1 pseudogene is annotated in these 537 nt (G+C 71.5%); it reads right to left on the reverse strand.

Annotated features, from left to right (window positions below):
• Positions 1 to 537: pseudogene (locus GUY61_RS38855) on the reverse strand (tannase/feruloyl esterase family alpha/beta hydrolase); the annotation flags it as partial.

Raw genomic sequence — 537 nt, forward strand, 5'->3', positions numbered from 1 at the left:
GTGGTAGCGCTGGGCGACCACGGCCCGGGCTGCCCTGGTGAGCTGGGTCAGGCGGGTGTTCCACTCGGCGATGGCGTCACCGGGCCGGTCTCCGTCGCGGTGGAACGCGAGTCCGGTGTTTCCCTTGTCGGTGGCGGCGAAGGCGTAGCCCTTGGAAAGCACCCAGTCGGCGATGGCCCGGTCGTTGGCGTACTGCTCTCGGTTGCCGGGCGTTCCGGAGACCACCAGGCCGCCGTTCCAGCGGTCCGGCAGCCGGATGACGAACTGGGCGTCGCGGTTCCAGCCGTGGTTGGTGTTGGTGGTGGAGGTGTCGGGGAAGTACCCGTCGATCTGGATGCCGGGTACGCCGCGGGGTGTCTCCAGGTTCGCGGGGGTGAGACCGGCCCAGTCCGCCGGGTCGGTGTGCCCGGACGCCACGGTTCCCGCGGTGGTGAGTTCGTCGAGGCAGGCGGCCCGCTGGTGGGCCGCTCTTGGGACACGCAGGACAGTGGCGCGTACGCAGTGCCCGGAGGACGAGGCCGAGCCCGGGGAGGAGGC

Source organism: Streptomyces sp. GC420 (genome assembly GCF_009916105.1).
Classification (GTDB): domain Bacteria; phylum Actinomycetota; class Actinomycetes; order Streptomycetales; family Streptomycetaceae; genus Streptomyces.